The sequence below is a fragment of the Blautia sp. SC05B48 genome, assembly GCF_005848555.1.
Taxonomy (GTDB): domain Bacteria; phylum Bacillota; class Clostridia; order Lachnospirales; family Lachnospiraceae; genus Blautia_A.
The window spans coordinates 2,216,368-2,234,534 of sequence record NZ_CP040518.1; the positions used below are offsets into that span (position 1 = coordinate 2,216,368).

Here is an 18,167-nt window from a genome sequence, read left to right on the forward strand (position 1 = left end):
AAAGAGGAGGAAATCATTATGAGTATAAGAATTGGTATTTTAGGTTACGGAAACCTGGGACGCGGCGTGGAGTGCGCCATCAAGCATAATCCGGATACAGAGCTGGTTGCAGTATTTACCAGACGTGATCCGGAGACTGTAAAGATCCTTACAGAGACCGCAAAGGTTTATTCTGTAAAAGACGCAGAGAAGCTGAAAGATGAGATCGATGTCCTGATCATCTGTGGAGGAAGTGCGACAGATCTTCCTGTTCAGACACCGGAGTATGTAAAATATTTCAATGTTGTGGACAGCTTTGATACACATAAGAAAATCCCGGAGCATTTTGCAAATGTTGACAAGGCAGCAACAGAGAGTGGACATGTAGGAATCATTTCCGTAGGCTGGGATCCCGGAATGTTTTCTCTGAACCGTATGTATGCAAATGCGATCCTTACAAATGGAAACGACTACACATTCTGGGGCAAGGGTGTCAGCCAGGGACATTCTGATGCAGTCCGCCGCATCAAAGGCGTAAAGGATGCAAAGCAGTACACCATTCCGGTAGAAGCTGCACTTGAGGCAGTAAGAAACGGAGAAAATCCGGAGCTTACCACACGTCAGAAACATACAAGAGAGTGCTTCGTAGTTGCTGAGGAGGGTGCTGATCTTGCACGTATCGAGGAAGAGATCAAGACCATGCCGAATTACTTTGACGAGTATGATACAACGGTACATTTCATTTCTCAGGAAGAGCTGGATCGTGACCACAGCGGTATTCCACACGGCGGTTTTGTGATCCGCAGTGGAAAAACAGGCTGGAACAATGAGAATAGCCATGTGATCGAGTACAGCCTGAAGCTGGATTCCAATCCTGAGTTCACATCTTCTGTGATCGTTGCCTATGCAAGAGCTGCATACCGTATGAATCAGGAAGGACAGAAGGGCTGCAAGACAGTATTTGATGTTGCACCTGCATATTTAAGTGCCCTTGACGGAGCAGAGCTTCGCAAAAAAATTCTGTAAGGATCTGTAACAGATCTGTAACAGACAGGAGTAAAACTGCATAAAGGATCATATCCCCGGAGCATCAGTGAATATTTCTGATGTTTCGGGGATTTTTTCTGCATAAAATCAACATTGGTAATACCGGAATGACATTTTTTCTGAAAGAAAAGGAAAGAGTTGACGGACTGTAAAGAATGTTATATAATATGGACGTAAAATTGTAACAAAATTGTAATGTTTACGATCAGCCGGACTTAAGAAATAGTAAATATCAATGATCTATCTATCAAAGGAAGGTATGTATGCGAAAATTAAGCAGAAAATGGAAACTCTGGGGACTTTTTTTTGTTCTGATGTTCTTTGCAGCCGGAGCAACTGTACATACAACGGCAACCGATGTACAAGCTGCGGCCAAGAACGGCTTTAAGACCGAAAAAGGAAAATCCTATTATTATCAGAATGGCCAGAAGGTAAAAGGCTGGCTTACACTGAACGGGAAGAAATATTTTTTTAATAAATCCACAGGCGTGCAGATGAAGCGCTGGGCTAAGGATTCCAAGGGCAAACGATATTTTTATAATGTTAACGGTGTCAAGGGCTATATGGCAACAGGCTGGCTTACAGACAGAGAGAACAATACCCGCTATTTTAATCCCACCAGCGGATATATGACAACGAGATGGGCCACGATCAGTAATAAGAAATATTATTTCTACAGCGGCAGTGGTGTTGCTGCAAGAAGCGTATTCCTTACAGACAAGAAGAATGTGACCAGATATTTTACCAGCAAATGCTTTATGGCAAAGGGCTGGGCAACAAATAAAAAACAGCAGAAGCGCTATTTTGATCCAAACACGGGAGCTATGTATAAGGGCTTCAAGAAGATCGGCAGCAATACCTATTATTTTTACAGCAAGAGCGGCGTGATGGCTACCGGATGGGTCACAAATTCCAAAAAAGGATATAAATATTACTTTGATCCGTCAACCGGTGTCATGGCTACGGGGACGAAGACGATCAATGGCAAGAAGTATACATTCGGCAGCAATGGTGTCCTGGATACCAACCCGGGTACTGCTGCAGTTACAGGCTCCAGGACCATCAAGAATTTCCTCGCCAATGCATTACTTCCGGTAGGAAAGACTCTTTACGTATGGGGCGGCGGCCACAACTGGTCAGATGCGACCAGAAAGGGTATCAGTCCAAAATGGAAACAGTGGTATGACAGCAATTCCAGCTCCTATAATTACAGATATTATATGGATCTCAGTGAAGCTACAGAACAGAAGGGCCTTGACTGCTCCGGCTTTGTAGGATGGTCTGTATATCAGATCATGCAGAGCAGATCCGGCGGACCCCAGTATACTACTGTTTCCGGAGATATTGGATCTTTATATTCCGGTAAGGGAATGGGAACCATCGTTTCCCAGTCTCAGCTGGCAAGCTCAAACTGGAAGCTTTATCCGGGAGATATCGGATACAACAGCGGACATACCTGGATCGTTCTCGGACAGTGTTCTGATAAGAGTGTTGTGATCCTCCACTGCACACCTAATGCCGGCGTACAGATTTCCGGAACCCCGACACCAAGCGGAACTTACGGAAGCCAGGCAATCAAGCTGGCAGAAACTTACATGTCCAGGTATCCTGGAGTCAGCAAATATGATTATCATGAATCCAGCGGTAATTATATCCGAAACGGTGCATACTTCAGATGGAACAGAAGCACACTTTCCGATCCCAACGGATATCTGAAGAAAACAGCCAACCAGATCCTTGCAGATCTTTTCTGATCGGAAATATGCGGAAAGAAATTTATATGTAATAAATGACTATAAGAAACATGCGAGGAGAACCTGAGATATCACAGGTTCTCCTTTTTGATGTCAAAACCATTAATAAATGTTACAAAGTTTTAAACTAATTAATAGAAAATCCTTGCAATCCAAATAACACTGTGTTAATATATAAAAAGATTGAAACAAGATATTGCAAAAGTATTACAAAAAAACCAACGAAGCGGATGGTCAGATCCGCTGTATTAAATTAGAATCAGATTGCGAGGGTGAACAGTCATGAAGAAAAGGATATTATGTCTGACACTGGCGCTCATCATCAGCGGAGCACAGGTAGTCAGCGTAAGCGCAACAAGAGAAGATGAGGCAGCACTTCAGCAGGAGATGGATGCGACCAACGAACAGCTGAATGCGACTTATTCCAGATTGGATGAGCTTTCCTCACAGAAGTCACAGATTGAAGGCGAGATTTCAACTCTTGATGCCAATCTTGTAAACGTGATGGTTTCGATCCAGACACTGGAAGGAGATATCTCCAATAAGGAAGCCGACATTGCATCTACACAGACCAACCTTGAGAAGGCCAAAAATGCCAAGCAGAAACAGTATGAGGCAATGAAGAAACGTATCCAGTATCTCTATGAGAAGGGTGGAGACGATGCATGGTTCCAGATGATGCTGAATGCAGAGAACCTGTCTGACCTTCTTACAAGAGCAGAGTACACACAGAAGACTTATGAGCAGGACCGTAAGAGCCTTGAAAAATATTCCAATACGATCCAGCAGGTGGCAAACCTGGAAGCACAGTACACACAGGAGAAGGCAGAGCTGGAGGGGATGAAGCAGGAATATGAAGCAGAGTCCCAGAACCTGCAGGCACAGCTGGATGAGAAGCGTGCCACATCCGCAGATTATGATAATGAGATCGCCTACGCACAGCAGCAGGCTACAGATTATGCAAACCTTCTTGCAGAGCAGACTGCAGAGCTTCAGAGATTAGAGGCTGAGCGTATTGCAGCAGAGGAAGAGGCAAGACGTCAGGCCGAGGCTGAAGCAGCAGCGAGAGCACAGGCTGAGGCAGAAGAGGAAGCAAGACGCCAGGCAGAGCAGGAAGCACAGCAGGATGAGGCGGACGAGAGCGAAGATGTACAGTACGATGAGGACGGCAACGTGATCGAGAATACAGATGAGGATACTGCAGAGGATGACACCGAGCATGTGGATGAAGATGCAGACAATGTGATCGAGGATGATGCGTCCGGGGATACTGAGAATACAGAGGATAATGCAGACGCAGATTACGATAACAGCACAGATGCATCCGAAGAAAGTGCAGAGGACACATCCTCAGACAGTGACAGTCCTTCTTACAGCAGCGGTTCAGGATCTTCTGTTGTGAATTATGCCACACAGTTTGTAGGAAATCCTTACGTATGGGGCGGAACAAGCCTTACCAATGGTGCAGACTGCTCCGGATTTGTACAGAGTGTCTATGCGAACTTCGGAGTCAGCCTTCCGAGAACATCCTATGAGCAGCAGAATGCAGGTACAGAAGTATCCTACGCAGATGCACAGCCGGGAGATTTGATCTGCTATGGCGGACACGTGGCTATTTACATGGGTAATGGCCAGATCGTTCATGCATCGAACTCTCAGGACGGGATCAAGATCAGCAATGATGCTACATACAGAACAATTGTATCTGTAAGACGTCTTGTATAATAAGAACGTACAACAGAAAATAAAAACACAGCAGCCCGACAGCAGTTTGTCGGGCTGTTTTTGACGTCGGAAAAAACACTGAAAACCTATGGAACGGAGTGAACAGCAATAAAACATGCTCATAAATATATAAATATTGAAAATAGTATTGACATATAATTAACAGGATGTTATTATGATGTCAGTATAATTCCATATTGAACATAGCAAGTGCTGAGGATGGCTGACAGTTATGTATTGATTATCAGAGATCCGCAGAAAAGGGAATCAGGTGTGAAACCTGAGCGATCCGGTCACTGTAACGGAGGAGCAAATCTCATAGTCCATTGTACGTATGTATGAGAAGGAGAGAGGAGCCATGATCCCGGAGCCAGGAAACCTGCTTGTTATGGCGAGGTTAAACTTCCGTGTAAAGTGTAACAACCATTTCAGGGACTCCGCACCCCTGGGACGTTGTCTACTTTTTTACGAGAGTAGGCATTTTTTTATGGAATGCGCCTGTTCATATGAATTATACATGATTAAATGGCAGGCGATACTACTCCGGATACATTCGTTCCCTCCGCGCACTCATGAACGGATTATATTTCTACCCCGGGGTGGCATCGCTACCTCTTTTTTTATAGGAAAATTTATGCGTGGTTATGTCAGGAGAGGAGAAAAGAGCCATGGAGAAGCCATACTGGGAAGGCAAAGAATACTCTTACTTCAGCCACAAAAAATGTGAGTACTTTCCATGCCATAAAGGAGCAGATCCGGAGAACTTCAACTGTCTGTTCTGCTATTGTCCTTTATATGCACTGGGAGATAAATGTGGTGGTAATTTTCGCTTTACGGAAAGCGGCATCAAAGACTGCACCGAATGCAAGCTTCCTCACAGAAGAGAGAACTTCGGATATGTTACAGGTAAATATAGCGAGCTTGCGGAAATTGTACGGAAGCAGCGGGAAAAATAAAAAACAGGTCAGTTCAGGTACAGGAAAATGCATATTCCTGTGTTTGAACTGGCCTGTTTTGTTTTGGGGTGGACAATAGCTGTTATCTGTCGGAAAAATACAGAAGATCATTCTCTGGTTTGGAGAAAAACCTTGAGTCTGGGAAGCTGGTTGTTGAGGATCAGCTGTTCCGGAAACATGGCCTGATGAACAAACTCAGCAGCATAGGTAAAATCTCCGATATGCTCCGGGCCATGGCTGTCACTGGAAAGAAGCAGCGGCAGATCATATTTGCGGCAGCATCGAAGGATCTCGAAACAGTTTTCTCTTGTGTCGCCACGATAGCCATAAGGTGCAAGAGAAGCTTCGTTGATCTCAAAGATCGTGCCGGTTTCCCTGGCAGCCCTTGCAAGCGCATCATAATTAACCGGGTAATGAGTGTTATCACTATGTCCGAGGATCTTCACACAGGGGTTTTTCATTACATTGATAAAAGCTTCTGTGTTTTCGGCTCTGGTACCGCAGCGGTAATTCCAGGCATGCATGCTGGCAATGGCGTAATCAAGTTTACATAATAATTCCTGATCTAAATCTACCGTTCCGCTGCGGTCAAGGATATTCAGTTCAATTCCGTAGAGTAATTCCACACCGAAATGTTTTTTGGGAGAATAGGTAAGGCTGCGGAAATAGGAGGAAGTTCCGGCTGCAAGAGTGCCGGGACCGTGATCAGTGATCCCGAGAAGCCGGAGACCTTTCTCAGCAGCTGCACGTGCCATGTTGGTGATGGTACATTCCGTGCCGTGACCACTGGCGATGGAGTGGGTATGCATATCAGAAAGATACATAAAAATACACCTCTTTTACTGTTTGAGAACATATGACAGAGCGGAATGTGAATGTCCGCTTTGTATAAATTTTTTTTGAAAAACAAAGGAATTTCTATATAAATCCAAGTATGGCAGAGCAGAAAAGCAAAGTCAATAGAGAAAAACATAAAAATACAAAAAACAAATAAAATCAACAGGGTGCAACCGATAAAAACCACAAAAACAGCTAGAAACACATGTTGGATTTCGTTGACATCGAAGTAGGGGTAAGGTATAATAAAACTACATGAGCACATAGCCGGACAGGAGCGGTTCTGGAAGCGCAGAGGCAGACAGATCACCAGAAACAACCGGTTATGAGAAAGGAGAATCATGGAGAAATTTCATATAGCAGATGTTCCGAAAACAGACAGGATCACACATCTTGTAGATAATCTTTATGCAAAGATGCCGGTGATCGAATCTGCCAGAGCAAAACTGATCACAGAGTCTTACAAAGCAACAGAAGACGAGCCGATCATCACCCGCAGGGCCAAGGCATTTGCCCACATCCTGCACAACATTCCAATCATCATCCGTGATGAGGAGCTGATCGTCGGAAGCAGCACTTTGGCGCCGAGAGGATGTCAGACGTTTCCGGAGTATTCTTTCCAGTGGCTGGAGGATGAGCTGGATACAGTGGCTACCAGAACAGCCGATCCATTTTATATTGCGGAGGAAACCAAGGCGGAGCTCCGTGAGGTACATAAATACTGGAAAGGCAAGACTACCAGTGAGCTTGCAACCTCCTACATGGCACCGGAAGCGATTCTTGCCATTGACCACAATATTTTTACACCCGGAAACTATTTCTACAATGGTGTAGGACACGTAACCGTTAAATATGAAGAAGTTCTGGCAATCGGTTATGAAGGGATCATTGCCAAAGCTCAGAAGGAACTGGATGAGTGTAATGTAGGAGATGGTGATTACGCAAAGAAATCCCGTTTCCTGGAAGCAGTTATCATGAGCTGTCAGGCAGTTATTGACTATGCACATCGCTATGCCGAGCTCGCAGAACAGATGGCATATCAGTGTCAGGATCCGACCAGAAAACAGGAACTCCTTCAGATCGCATCCAATTGTACACACGTACCGGCAAAGGGCGCCCGTAACTTCTATGAGGCGTGCCAGTCCTTCTGGTTTGTACAGCAGCTGATCCAGATGGAAAGCAGCGGACATTCCATTTCACCGGGACGTTTTGACCAGTATATGTATCCGTATTACAAGAGCGATATAGAAGCAGGCAATCTTACCAGAGAATTTGCCCAGGAACTGATGGACTGTATATGGGTAAAATTAAACGACCTGAATAAATGTCGTGATGCTGCATCTGCAGAGGGCTTTGCAGGCTACAGCCTTTTCCAGAACCTGATCGCAGGTGGTCAGAACAAGGATGGCGAGGATGTGACCAATGATCTCTCCTTTATGTGCATCCAGGCGTCTATGCATGTGCATCTTCCGGCACCGTCTCTTTCTGTAAGAGTATGGAACGGATCTCCGCATGAATTCCTGATCAAGGCTGCAGAGCTTACAAGAACAGGAATCGGACTCCCGGCTTATTACAATGATGAGGTTATCATTCCTGCACTGCAGAACCGTGGCCTTTCTCTTGCAGATGCCAGAGAATATAACATCATCGGTTGTGTAGAACCGCAGAAGGCAGGTAAGACAGAGGGCTGGCATGACGCTGCATTCTTTAACATGTGCCGTCCGCTGGAGATGGTTTTCTCCAATGGTATGGACAAAGGGGTACAGATCAGTGTCCAGACCGGCGATGTCACAGAGATGAAGAGCTTCGATGAGTTCTATGATGCATATAAGAAACAGATGGAATATTTCATTTCCCTGCTTGTAAATGCTGATAATGCCATTGATGTAGCACATGCGGAGAGATGTCCGCTTCCATTCCTTTCCTGTATGGTGGATGACTGTTTGAAACGAGGCAAATCCGTTCAGGAAGGCGGAGCTGTTTATAACTTTACAGGTCCTCAGGGATTTGGTATTGCAAACATGGCAGATTCTCTGTATGCGATCCGCAAGCTTGTATATGAAGAAAAGAAGGTGACCATGGAGGAGTTGAAGGAGGCTCTGGCATGGAACTACGGCAAGGGTATCGATGCACAGGCTGCAGCAGATATCACCACCATCGTTATGCAGAAGCTTCAGGAGAATGGCATCAGTGTAAATGAGCAGACCGCAACAGCTGTTATGACAGCAGCTCTCGGAACAGAGCCATCTCCGGAGAAGAAGGCAAGATTCGAAGAGATCCACAAGATGATTGATGAGGTTCCGAAATTTGGAAATGATATCCCGGATGTGGACTACTTTGCAAGAGATGTGGCTTATACTTACACAAGACCGCTTCAGAAATATATGAACCCAAGAGGCGGACATTATCAGGCGGGACTTTATCCTGTATCTGCAAATGTTCCGCTTGGCGGACAGACCGGTGCAACACCGGATGGTCGTTACGCACATACTCCGGTAGCAGATGGTGTTTCCCCGTCAGCCGGCAAGGATGTGAAGGGACCGACAGCTGCGGCAACTTCTGTATCACGTCTGGATCATTTTATCGTATCCAACGGAACACTGTTCAATCAGAAATTCCATCCGTCAGCACTTGCAGGAAGAGAAGGACTGGAGAAATTCGTGGCATTGATCCGCGGATACTTTGATCAGAAGGGCATGCATATGCAGTTTAACGTTGTTGACAGAGAAACACTTCTGGATGCACAGAAACATCCTGAGAAGTACAAACATCTGGTTGTACGTGTTGCAGGCTACAGCGCATTGTTCACTACACTTTCCAGATCTCTGCAGGATGATATCATCAGAAGAACGGAGCAGGGCTTCTAAAGGAGTAACGTATGGACTATTTGGATACAAAGGGCAGGATCTTTGATATTCAGAAATATTCAGTACACGATGGACCGGGTATCCGTACCATCGTGTTCCTGAAGGGCTGCGTTCTCCGCTGCCGCTGGTGCTGTAATCCGGAATCACAGGAATACCGGATCCAGAACATGAAGGTTCTGGGAGAAGATAAAGTGATCGGCCGCGACGTGACAGTTCGTGAAATGATCGAAGAGGTGGAAAAGGACCGTGCCTATTATTACCGTTCCGGAGGCGGGATCACCCTTTCCGGAGGGGAATGTATGTGTCAGGCGGACTTTTCCAGAGATCTTCTCCGCGCGGCAAAGGAGAGAGGAATCAACACAGCGGTAGAAAGTATGGCCTGTGCCCCATGGGAAAAGATCGAACAGGTACTTCCCTATCTGGATGTATATCTGATGGATATCAAGCATATGAATCAGGAAAAACATAAAGAATTTACAGGACGGGCCAACGGACTGATGCTGGAGAATGCAAGAAGGGTTGCGCTCTACGGAAAAACCAGACTGGTGATCCGCGTTCCGGTGATCCCCACATTTAATGATTCTGTGGAAGAAATCCAGGCAATCGCAAGATTTGCAGCATCCCTTCCGGGCGTAAACAAGATCCATCTTCTTCCGTACCACAGACTGGGACAGGATAAATATGAAGGACTTGGCAGACCCTATTTAATGGAAGGAATCCTTCCGCCCACAGCAGAACATATGCAGATGCTGAAGAATGCAGTGCATGCGGTATGCGGCCTGGACTGCCAGATCGGCGGCTGAAAGATACGGGATTACAGAAAAAAGATCCTTTGCAAACAGAAAATATAAAAAACAATAAAAACAACATAAAAAACAACAAGAAACCAACACAAAACAACGGATTGTCCTTGACTTATTTTGTGGTATGGGGTAAAATGTTCTCAGAAACAAAATAGTGCAATCCAATGCTCAAGGAGGAAATTAAGCATGGTAAACGAGTTTGAAATCAAAAAACAGCTTTGTGACATCGGTAAGAGAATTTACAACCGTAACATGGTTGCAGCTAACGACGGAAACTTTTCTGTTAAAGTAGCTGAGAATGAATATCTTTGCACACCAACTGGTGTATCCAAAGGATTCATGACACCAGAGTTCATCTGTAAAGTAGATGGCAAGGGTAATGTAATCCAGGCTAACCCGGGATTCAAACCATCATCTGAGATCAAGATGCACATGAGAGTATATGAGAAGAGACCGGACGTAGGATCTGTTGTACATGCTCATCCGATCTATGCAACATCTTTCGCAATCGCAGGTATTCCGCTTACACAGCCGATCATGCCGGAGGCAGTTATCGCCCTTGGATGCGTTCCGATCGCTGAGTATGGTACACCTTCCACAATGGAGATTCCGGACAACCTTGAGAAATACCTTCCATACTTTGATGCAGTACTTCTTGAGAACCACGGAGCACTTACATGGAGCACAGACCTTAACGCTGCATACATGAAGATGGAGTCTGTAGAGTTCTACGCACAGCTTCTGTATCAGACCAAGCTCCTTGGCGGACCGAAGGAATTCGACAAAGAGAACATCGAGAAACTCTATGCCATCCGTCGTAAATTTGGTATGCCTGGTAAACATCCGGCAAGCCTCTGCCTGAACAAAGACGGCAAGAACTGCCACAACTGCGGTGGTGCATGCCACAGTGAGGACTACAAACAGTTCCCGGGATATCAGTATGATTTCGTTGGAAAAGACTGTGATTGTGATAAAGATGCAGCTCCTGCAGCAGATGCAGCAAAGAATGATGCAGAGCTTGTTGCTCAGATCACAAAACAGGTTATGGCTCAGCTTGGCCTGAAATAATCTTTTGACGGAATAATTAAGGAGGACAATCTCATGCCAATAAGTGAGAATATGGTACAGGAAATTGTACAGGAAGTTATGGCAAAGATGCAGATTGCAGATGCTCCGGCCGGAAAACATGGCGTTTTCAAGGATATGAATGATGCTATCGAAGCAGCCAAGAAGGCTCAGCTGGTAGTTAAGACAATGTCTATGGACCAGAGAGAAAAGATCATCACCTGCATCCGCAAGAAGATCAAAGAAAATGCGGAAGTACTGGCACGTATGGGTGTTGAGGAAACTGGTATGGGTAATGTGGGAGATAAGATCCTGAAGCATCACCTGGTAGCAGACAAGACACCTGGAACAGAAGACATTACAACAACTGCATGGTCCGGAGACAGAGGACTGACTCTGATCGAGATGGGACCGTTTGGTGTTATCGGTGCGATCACACCATGCACTAACCCAAGTGAAACAGTTCTCTGCAACACAATGGGTATGCTGGCAGGCGGAAATACAGTAGTATTCAACCCACATCCGGCAGCAGTTAAAACTTCTATTTACGCAATCAATCTTTTAAATGAGGCTTCCCTGGAATCAGGCGGCCCGGATAATATCGCTGTCACAGTTGAGAAACCAACCCTTGAGACAAGCAATATTATGATGAAACATAAAGATATCCATCTGATCGCAGCAACAGGAGGTCCTGGTGTTGTGACAGCAGTTCTTTCCTCTGGTAAGAGAGGAATCGGTGCAGGAGCAGGAAACCCGCCGGCACTGGTTGATGCTACTGCTGATATCCGTAAGGCAGCTCAGGATATCGTAAACGGATGTACATTCGATAACAACCTTCCATGTATCGCAGAGAAGGAAGTTGTTGCAGTATCTTCCGTAGTTGATGAGTTAATGCACTACATGCTTACAGAAAATGACTGCTACCTTGCATCCAAGGAAGAGCAGGATAAGCTTGTTGAAACTGTACTTGCAGGCGGCAAGCTGAACCGTAAATGTGTAGGACGTGATGCGAAGACACTTCTTTCCATGATCGGAGTTCAGGCACCGGCAAACACCCGCTGCATTATCTTCGAGGGACCGAAGGAGCATCCGCTTATCACAACAGAGCTTATGATGCCGATCCTCGGAATCGTAAGAGCAAAGGATTTTGATGACGCTGTAGAGCAGGCTGTATGGCTTGAGCATGGCAACCGTCATTCCGCACATATTCATTCCAAGAATATTGATAACATTACAAAATATGCGAAAGCAATCGACACAGCAATCCTTGTAAAGAACGGCCCGTCCTATTCCGCACTTGGATTCGGTGGAGAAGGCTTCTGTACATTTACCATTGCAAGCCGTACCGGTGAGGGACTTACAAGCGCAAGCACATTCACAAAGAGAAGACGTTGCGTAATGACAGACAGCCTTTGCATTCGTTGATCAGGAGGAACATAAATCATGGATATGAACAATGTAAATATCGAAGAAATCGTTAAACAGGTTCTCTCCGGCATGACAGGAAACGCTCCTGCAGCAGCAGCTGCAAGCGCTCCGGCTGCTCCGGCAGGAAATACAATTCCTAAAAAAGCAAGAGTGGCAATGATGACAGAGAAGAAACATTTTGAGCTTCAGGAGTATGATCTTCCGGAAGTTGGTGACGACGACATCCTTGTAAAAGTTGAGGGATGCGGTGTCTGCGGAACAGATGCTCATGAGTACAAAAATGATCCGTTTGGTCTTATTCCGGTAGTTCTCGGACATGAGGGAACCGGCGAGATCGTAAAAATGGGTAAAAACGTTAAGGTTGATACAGCTGGCAAACCGGTTAAAGTCGGAGATAAGATCGTTACATGTATGATCTTCAAAGATGATCCGGAAATCACAATGTTCGACCTCAACAAGAAAAACGTAGGCGGCGCTGACGTATACGGACTTCTTCCGGACGATGATGTTAAATTCAACGGATGGTTCGCTGATTACATCTTCATCAGAGGCGGAAGCTTTGGTTCCACATTCTTCAATGTAAGTGATCTGGATCTTGATTCCCGTATCCTCATCGAGCCATGTGCAGTACTTGTACATGCAGTAGAGAGAGCAAAAACAACAGGAATCCTGAAATTCAACAGCAGAGTTGTTGTTCAGGGCTGCGGACCGATTGGCCTGATCTGTATCGCCGTTCTTCATACAATGGGTGTTCACAACATCTGTGCAGTAGACGGAAACGAGCAGCGTCTTGAATTCGCCAAGAGAATGGGCGCAACTACAACTGTAAACTTTATGAACTTCAAGGGTGTTGAGGCACTTACTGAGGCTGTGAAAGAGGCTCAGGGCGGACATCTTGCAGATTTCGCTTTCCAGTGTACTGGAAATCCTCATGCTCATTCCAATATCTACAAATTCATCCGCAACGGCGGCGGCCTCTGCGAGCTTGGATTCTTCATCAACGGTGGAGATGCAACCATCAACCCGCATTTCGACCTCTGCTCCAAAGAGATCAACCTTGTTGGTTCTTGGGTATACAACCTCAGAGATTATGCAACAACATTTGATTTCCTTAAGAGAGCAAAAGCAATCGGACTTCCAATGTCTGAGCTGATCACTGACAAGTATCCGCTGGAAGAGATCAACGAGGCACTTGAGAAGAACCTGTCAATGACAGGTCTTAAGATCGCGGTTGTTAACAAATAACCTTAACGGGAAAGGAGAAGCAACATGGCAGAAGCTGTAGGAATTCTGGAGGTCTTCGGACTTGCGACAGCCTTTGTGGCAGCTGACGCCGGGTGCAAGGCTGCAAATGTCCACCTGGAGGTATTCGATAAGAATAAACCGGCGAATGCGGACAGCCTGCCAGTACCGCTTCTTGTCTGCATCAAGTACCGCGGAAGCGTGTCAGATGTCACAGCAGCGGTAGAAGCCGGCATGAAGGTCGCAGAGAGCATGACAGGTGTGGTACAGCATTACATAATCCCCAACCCGGAACCAGGTACACAGAAAATGCTGAAGATCAGCGCCCTGGATAAAGATTGAGAGGATTCCGCAACTTAACTTTACAAAAGTGTCGGAATCATATATGATAAAAAAGTAACGAATAGGATTCAGGAGGATAGAATCATGGCACAGGAAGCATTAGGAATGGTTGAGACAAGAGGCCTCACAGCTGCGATCGAGGCAGCAGATGCAATGACAAAAGCAGCAGAGGTTGCTCTGGTAGGAACAGAGAAGATCGGTTCCGGTCTTGTAACTGTTATGGTTCGTGGAGACGTAGGCGCTGTAAAAGCAGCAGTAGAGAGCGGAAGCGCAGCAGCATCCAGACTTGGAGAGCTTGTAGCTACACACGTGATCCCGAGACCTCATACAGACGTAGAGAAAATCCTTCCAAAGCTCTGATTCAGGCTTTGAGAGGAATAGAAATTAGTTAAGGAGTTCGCTCATGGGAAAATCATATGGATTTATAGAAATCACTGGTGTAGTTGCGGCAATCAATGCCCTGGACATCATGTGCAAAACGGCAGACGTTGAGCTGGCGTCATGGGAGCGTAAGCTGGGCGGACGACTGGTGACCCTGATCGTACAAGGCGATGTATCAGCAGTTACAGCAGCTGTCAATGCAGCAGTAGAACAGGCTATCAAGAAGCCTGCCAGCTATGCGGTAATTGCCAATCCCCACGAGGAAATCGTCAAACTGGTTGAGCTGAGTGCAAGCCGATGGAAAAAGAAACAGCAGGAAAATCCGGAAGAAGCACTGGAAAGCAAAAACAGCAGCAAAAAATAAGCTGCTGCACCAAAATAGTCAGAAGTAAACAGAACAAATAAAGCATTTATAATCCACAAGGAGGATATGATCATGACACAGGAAGCATTAGGAATGGTTGAGACAAGAGGACTTACAGCAGCTATCGAGGCAGCTGACCAGATGTGTAAAGCAGCTAACGTTGCTCTGGTAGGAACAGAGAAGATCGGTTCCGGTCTTGTAACAGTTATGGTTCGTGGAGATGTAGGAGCAGTTAAATCTGCAGTAGAGAGCGGAAGTGCAGCAGCATCCAGACTTGGAGAGCTTGTAGCTACACACGTAATTCCGAGACCTCATACAGACGTAGAGAAAATCCTTCCGGTTCTTAAATAATCTAACTGATCAGTTCCAAAACGCACCGGCCTGAGGGCCATTAAGGCTTCCGGCCGGTGTGTTTTGAGTTAAGTTCAGTCATGAAACCGAAAGAAAGCAGGTGTACTCTTGGAAACGAATAATATTGAAATGATCACAAAAATGGTGATCGATGCGATCAACAAAAACGAAGACAAGGGCAATGGTTTCGTTGTTCCTATCGGAGTTTCCGCAAGACATATTCACCTGACACAGGAGCATGTGGAGGCACTGTTCGGAGAAGGCTATCAGCTTACCAAGAAAAAAGATCTGATGGGCGGACAGTTTGCATCCAATGAAACAGTTACCATCGTAGGACTGAAGCTCCGTGCGATCGAGAATGTAAGAATCCTCGGACCTGTCCGCAGCAAATCTCAGGTTGAGGTTTCCGCAACAGATGCGATCAAGCTGGGAATGAAGGTTCCGGTACGTATGTCCGGTGACCTTGCCGGAAGCGCGCCGATCGCCATTGTCGGACCGAAAGGTGCTATTTATCTGAAAGAGGGATGTATTGTGGCCATGCGTCACATTCATATGGCTCCGAAGGATGCCCAGGCTGCGGGTGTACATGATGGTGATATTGTTTCTGTTAAAGCGGACAATGAGCGCGGAACAATCTTTAATCAGGTTAAGATCCGTGTAGATGACAGCTTTACACTGGAAATGCATATTGATACAGATGAAGCAAATGCAGCAAGAATTGCCACAGGCAATACAGTTACCATAATCAAATAATATTCCTCCTTTGGGGATGCCACTTTCTGGCATCCCTAACAGAGGATATGGAGAAAAACGGAGGCTCATATGATCGTAGGCAAAGTAGTTGGAAGCATTGTTTCCACACGAAAAAGTGAAAAACTGATAGGAAATAAATTCATGATTGTAGAGCCGGTGCATCATATGAAAGCCGAGCACAGCCAGATTGTTGCCATCGATATCATCGGTGCGGGAATCGGCGAGTATGTATTGGTGGCACAAGGAAGCGCAGCAAGAATAGGCTGCGGCGTAGAAACAGCACCGGTAGATGCCGCAATCGTCGGAATCGTAGATGACGGTGCAGGATTGGAGTAACGCCATGGATATCAAAGAATTACAGAAAATTATGCAGGAGAATGGTGTTGTCGGAGCAGGTGGTGCAGGTTTCCCTACATACATGAAACTGACAGACAAAGCGGATACCATTCTTATGAACTGTGCAGAGTGCGAACCATTACTGAAACTTCACAGACAGTTGTTGGAAAAGCACGCATATGAGATCATGAAAACATTCGATATGGTTGCGGAGACGGTAGGAGCTTCCCGGGCCATCATCGGAATCAAAAAATCTTATGTACAGACAATCAATGCCTTAAATCAGCATATCGAAGAATTCCCAAGGGTTAAGATCCATCTTCTGGATGAGGTTTATCCGATGGGTGATGAGGTTGTTCTTATTTATGAGGCAACCGGACGCGTGGTACGGCCAGGAGGACTGCCTATTGAGCAGGGAGTAGCCGTATTCAATGTAGAGACACTTTACAATGTATATCGCGCGGTAGAAGAACACAAACCGGTCACAAGCAAATATGTTTCCGTTGTTGCAGAGGTTGAGAACCCTGTTACAGTGAAAGTTCCGTTAGGATGTACACTGGAAGAGGTTGTTGCCCAGGCAGGCGGAACAACTGTGAAAGATCCAGTATATTTCGTAGGCGGCCCGATGATGGGACGTATCGGAAATGGTTCTGATCCGGTTACCAAAACAACGAACGCAATCCTGGTTCTTCCAAAGGACCATGTTATTGTCATGAAGAAGCAGCGGACTTCTTCCATAGATTTAAAGAGAGCAGCATCCATCTGCTGCCACTGCCACACATGTACAGATCTTTGCCCGAGACATAATCTGGGACATCCGATCGATCCGGCAATGTTCATGATGGCAGCATCAAACCAGGATTTCAGAAATGTAAATCCTTATATCAATTCTGCATTCTGCAGCTCCTGTGGTGTCTGCGAGATGTATGCGTGTCCGCAGAGCCTGGCTCCGAGAACACTGCTTGCAGATATGAAAGGCGGACTTCGTAAGGCCGGGATCAGACCACCTCAGGGTGTTCAGCCGAAACCGGTACAGGAGTCAAGAGAATACCGCAAGGTTCCTGAGGAGCGCCTGATGGCACGTCTGGGACTTACCAGATATGACAAGGATGCACCGCTTCAGGAAGAGCTTGTAAATGTATCCAAGGTAAAAGTTCTCTTAAGCCAGCATATTGGTGCACCGGCACAGGCAATCGTAAATGTAGGCGATATGGTAACAGAAGGTCAGATGATCGCACAGCCTGCACAGGGATTAAGTGTCGGAATCCATGCAACGATCAGCGGAAAAGTTACAGAAGTAACAGACCGCCATGTTGTAATTGCAAGAAATTAGAAAGGACGTGCACAAAATGAGTAGAGCAATCGGAATGATTGAGTTTAAAACCACACCAGCTGGTATCACTGCAGCAGATGCCATGGTTAAGACATCTGAAGTAGAGATCGTGGAGGCGCAGACAGTATGTCCGGGAAAATATATTGCAATTATCACCGGAGATTTAAGCGCAGTGAAAGCTGCTGTAGACACAGCAGTAACAACATACGAGGATAAATGCATTGACAGTTTTGTACTGGGCAATCCGCATGAGTCCATTTTCCCGGCAATCTACGGAACCACACAGGTTGAGGAGATCAGTGCCCTGGGAATCCTGGAGACCTATGATGCGGCATCCATCATCGAAGCAGCAGATCAGGCTGCAAAGACAGCAATCGTTGATCTGATCGAGCTTCGTATCGCGAAGGGTATGTGCGGTAAATCCTACATGCTTCTTACAGGTGAGGTTTCTGCAGTAGAGGCTTCCATTGAAAGAGCAAAAGAGCTGGTAGCTGAAAAAGGAATGTATATGGATTCCTCAGTGATCGCTCATCCGGACAAGAGAATGATCGATACGATCCTTTAATATTGTCTTTATATCTGAGGGATATCCTTTTGAAGGATA

Annotated in this window: 18 protein-coding genes and 1 riboswitch; of the genes, 17 read left to right on the top strand and 1 reads right to left on the bottom strand. The window is 45.9% G+C overall.

The window, feature by feature from the left end; all coding sequences use genetic code 11:
* Window positions 1–18 precede the first annotated feature (18 nt).
* The 4 genes from EYS05_RS10165 to EYS05_RS10180 all read left to right on the top strand — a co-directional run bounded on the left by EYS05_RS10165 (window position 19) and on the right by EYS05_RS10180 (window position 5,461).
* Complete coding sequence (locus tag EYS05_RS10165) at window positions 19–1,005, top strand: diaminopimelate dehydrogenase (RefSeq protein WP_138277113.1); 987 nt, start codon at window positions 19–21, stop codon at window positions 1,003–1,005.
* A gap of 284 nt (window positions 1,006–1,289) precedes the next feature.
* Window positions 1,290–2,780 (top strand): N-acetylmuramoyl-L-alanine amidase family protein, encoded by a 1,491-nt coding sequence (locus EYS05_RS10170; RefSeq protein ID WP_138277114.1) that lies wholly within the window; start codon window positions 1,290–1,292, stop codon window positions 2,778–2,780.
* 282 nt (window positions 2,781–3,062) lie between these two features.
* On the top strand, window positions 3,063–4,505 hold the full coding sequence (locus EYS05_RS10175; protein WP_138277115.1) for a C40 family peptidase: 1,443 nt from the start codon (window positions 3,063–3,065) through the stop codon (window positions 4,503–4,505).
* A 202-nt stretch (window positions 4,506–4,707) separates the two neighbouring features.
* A riboswitch (cobalamin riboswitch) is annotated at window positions 4,708–4,896 on the top strand.
* Between the two features lie 277 nt (window positions 4,897–5,173).
* Window positions 5,174–5,461 (top strand): cysteine-rich small domain-containing protein, encoded by a 288-nt coding sequence (locus EYS05_RS10180; protein ID WP_173752691.1) that lies wholly within the window; start codon window positions 5,174–5,176, stop codon window positions 5,459–5,461.
* A gap of 107 nt (window positions 5,462–5,568) precedes the next feature.
* On the opposite strand, the gene EYS05_RS10185 is transcribed toward EYS05_RS10180, so the two are convergent.
* Window positions 5,569–6,285 (bottom strand): phosphatase, encoded by a 717-nt coding sequence (locus EYS05_RS10185; protein ID WP_118623586.1) that lies wholly within the window; start codon window positions 6,283–6,285, stop codon window positions 5,569–5,571.
* Window positions 6,286–6,639: 354 nt separating this feature from the next.
* Between EYS05_RS10185 and EYS05_RS10190 the strand changes: the two genes are divergently transcribed.
* The 13 genes from EYS05_RS10190 (at window position 6,640) to EYS05_RS10250 (ending at window position 18,128) form a co-directional block, all read left to right on the top strand.
* Window positions 6,640–9,165, top strand: a complete 2,526-nt coding sequence (locus tag EYS05_RS10190) for a glycyl radical protein (RefSeq protein ID WP_118513165.1) — start codon at window positions 6,640–6,642, stop codon at window positions 9,163–9,165.
* A gap of 11 nt (window positions 9,166–9,176) precedes the next feature.
* Entirely contained in the window at window positions 9,177–9,968 is a 792-nt protein-coding gene (locus EYS05_RS10195; protein ID WP_118513164.1) for a glycyl-radical enzyme activating protein, read from the top strand.
* Window positions 9,969–10,154: 186 nt separating this feature from the next.
* Window positions 10,155–11,036, top strand: a complete 882-nt coding sequence (locus EYS05_RS10200) for a class II aldolase/adducin family protein (RefSeq protein WP_118368607.1) — start codon at window positions 10,155–10,157, stop codon at window positions 11,034–11,036.
* Window positions 11,037–11,069: 33 nt separating this feature from the next.
* On the top strand, window positions 11,070–12,458 hold the full coding sequence (locus EYS05_RS10205) for an aldehyde dehydrogenase family protein (protein WP_021651547.1): 1,389 nt from the start codon (window positions 11,070–11,072) through the stop codon (window positions 12,456–12,458).
* Between the two features lie 18 nt (window positions 12,459–12,476).
* Window positions 12,477–13,706 (top strand): zinc-binding dehydrogenase, encoded by a 1,230-nt coding sequence (locus EYS05_RS10210; protein WP_118513162.1) that lies wholly within the window; start codon window positions 12,477–12,479, stop codon window positions 13,704–13,706.
* 24 nt (window positions 13,707–13,730) lie between these two features.
* Window positions 13,731–14,045 (top strand): BMC domain-containing protein, encoded by a 315-nt coding sequence (locus EYS05_RS10215; protein WP_015525953.1) that lies wholly within the window; start codon window positions 13,731–13,733, stop codon window positions 14,043–14,045.
* Between the two features lie 84 nt (window positions 14,046–14,129).
* On the top strand, window positions 14,130–14,405 hold the full coding sequence (pduA, locus tag EYS05_RS10220) for a propanediol utilization microcompartment protein PduA (RefSeq protein ID WP_015525952.1): 276 nt from the start codon (window positions 14,130–14,132) through the stop codon (window positions 14,403–14,405).
* 43 nt (window positions 14,406–14,448) lie between these two features.
* On the top strand, window positions 14,449–14,790 hold the full coding sequence (locus tag EYS05_RS10225; RefSeq protein WP_021651544.1) for a BMC domain-containing protein: 342 nt from the start codon (window positions 14,449–14,451) through the stop codon (window positions 14,788–14,790).
* A gap of 72 nt (window positions 14,791–14,862) precedes the next feature.
* Complete coding sequence (locus tag EYS05_RS10230) at window positions 14,863–15,141, top strand: BMC domain-containing protein (protein WP_005427721.1); 279 nt, start codon at window positions 14,863–14,865, stop codon at window positions 15,139–15,141.
* Window positions 15,142–15,282: 141 nt separating this feature from the next.
* A complete protein-coding gene (locus EYS05_RS10235; RefSeq protein WP_370816971.1) occupies window positions 15,283–15,894 on the top strand; it encodes a phosphate propanoyltransferase in 612 nt (203 codons plus the stop codon).
* A 69-nt stretch (window positions 15,895–15,963) separates the two neighbouring features.
* On the top strand, window positions 15,964–16,230 hold the full coding sequence (locus EYS05_RS10240; protein ID WP_015525950.1) for a EutN/CcmL family microcompartment protein: 267 nt from the start codon (window positions 15,964–15,966) through the stop codon (window positions 16,228–16,230).
* A 4-nt stretch (window positions 16,231–16,234) separates the two neighbouring features.
* Window positions 16,235–17,563, top strand: a complete 1,329-nt coding sequence (locus EYS05_RS10245) for a 4Fe-4S dicluster domain-containing protein (RefSeq protein WP_138277116.1) — start codon at window positions 16,235–16,237, stop codon at window positions 17,561–17,563.
* A 16-nt stretch (window positions 17,564–17,579) separates the two neighbouring features.
* Window positions 17,580–18,128: a BMC domain-containing protein gene (locus EYS05_RS10250; RefSeq protein WP_015525948.1), complete on the top strand. Its 549-nt coding sequence runs from the start codon at window positions 17,580–17,582 to the stop codon at window positions 18,126–18,128.
* Window positions 18,129–18,167 lie beyond the last annotated feature (39 nt).

Coding starts and splice junctions, on each gene's coding strand:
- EYS05_RS10165 (WP_138277113.1), top strand. CDS start 19: ATGAGTATAAGAATTGGTATTTTAGGTTACGGAAACCTGGGACGCGGC.
- EYS05_RS10170 (WP_138277114.1), top strand. CDS start 1,290: ATGCGAAAATTAAGCAGAAAATGGAAACTCTGGGGACTTTTTTTTGTT.
- EYS05_RS10175 (WP_138277115.1), top strand. CDS start 3,063: ATGAAGAAAAGGATATTATGTCTGACACTGGCGCTCATCATCAGCGGA.
- EYS05_RS10180 (WP_173752691.1), top strand. CDS start 5,174: ATGGAGAAGCCATACTGGGAAGGCAAAGAATACTCTTACTTCAGCCAC.
- EYS05_RS10185 (WP_118623586.1), bottom strand. CDS start 6,285: ATGTATCTTTCTGATATGCATACCCACTCCATCGCCAGTGGTCACGGC.
- EYS05_RS10190 (WP_118513165.1), top strand. CDS start 6,640: ATGGAGAAATTTCATATAGCAGATGTTCCGAAAACAGACAGGATCACA.
- EYS05_RS10195 (WP_118513164.1), top strand. CDS start 9,177: ATGGACTATTTGGATACAAAGGGCAGGATCTTTGATATTCAGAAATAT.
- EYS05_RS10200 (WP_118368607.1), top strand. CDS start 10,155: ATGGTAAACGAGTTTGAAATCAAAAAACAGCTTTGTGACATCGGTAAG.
- EYS05_RS10205 (WP_021651547.1), top strand. CDS start 11,070: ATGCCAATAAGTGAGAATATGGTACAGGAAATTGTACAGGAAGTTATG.
- EYS05_RS10210 (WP_118513162.1), top strand. CDS start 12,477: ATGGATATGAACAATGTAAATATCGAAGAAATCGTTAAACAGGTTCTC.
- EYS05_RS10215 (WP_015525953.1), top strand. CDS start 13,731: ATGGCAGAAGCTGTAGGAATTCTGGAGGTCTTCGGACTTGCGACAGCC.
- pduA (WP_015525952.1), top strand. CDS start 14,130: ATGGCACAGGAAGCATTAGGAATGGTTGAGACAAGAGGCCTCACAGCT.
- EYS05_RS10225 (WP_021651544.1), top strand. CDS start 14,449: ATGGGAAAATCATATGGATTTATAGAAATCACTGGTGTAGTTGCGGCA.
- EYS05_RS10230 (WP_005427721.1), top strand. CDS start 14,863: ATGACACAGGAAGCATTAGGAATGGTTGAGACAAGAGGACTTACAGCA.
- EYS05_RS10235 (WP_370816971.1), top strand. CDS start 15,283: ATGGTGATCGATGCGATCAACAAAAACGAAGACAAGGGCAATGGTTTC.
- EYS05_RS10240 (WP_015525950.1), top strand. CDS start 15,964: ATGATCGTAGGCAAAGTAGTTGGAAGCATTGTTTCCACACGAAAAAGT.
- EYS05_RS10245 (WP_138277116.1), top strand. CDS start 16,235: ATGGATATCAAAGAATTACAGAAAATTATGCAGGAGAATGGTGTTGTC.
- EYS05_RS10250 (WP_015525948.1), top strand. CDS start 17,580: ATGAGTAGAGCAATCGGAATGATTGAGTTTAAAACCACACCAGCTGGT.